The following is a 386-nucleotide window of genomic DNA, read 5'->3' as shown; positions in this document are numbered from 1 at the left end:
CCTGGCCGGGGACAAACTGCTGGGCCACCCAGGGCGCCTCGGCGCTGGGCCGGACTTTTGCCAGTTGCGCCGGGCTCGGGCGGATCAGGGTCTGGGAGGCGAAGCGCGAATAGGCCGGCTTGAACACCAGGGCATCGTGCTCCGCCGCCAGCGCCTGCACCGCAGCCAGGTCATACAGCGCCCGGGTCGGCGGCGCGGCCACGTCCCAGCCCTGGGTCATGGCAGCAAAATCGCCCTTGTGATGCAGGCGGTGCAGCAGCTCGAAGTCGCTGGTGAACACCCGACACAAAGGCCGCAGGCGCTCCAGGCCGTGGGCCAGGTAGAACACCTCTTCGCAGGTGGGCAGCAGCAGGTCGATGGCCTGTTGGCGGATGACCCCGGCCAGG

1 pseudogene is annotated in these 386 nt (G+C 69.7%); it reads right to left on the bottom strand.

The window, feature by feature from the left end:
• Nucleotides 1-386 (bottom strand): annotated as a pseudogene (locus F6S12_RS33115) (ATP-grasp domain-containing protein); the annotation flags it as partial.

Source organism: Pseudomonas sp. JV245A, from assembly GCF_032424515.1.
In the GTDB taxonomy this organism is placed as follows: domain Bacteria; phylum Pseudomonadota; class Gammaproteobacteria; order Pseudomonadales; family Pseudomonadaceae; genus Aquipseudomonas; species Aquipseudomonas protegens.
Note: the sequence above shows the minus strand (reverse complement) of the source record. Positions and strands in the feature narration are given on the sequence as shown.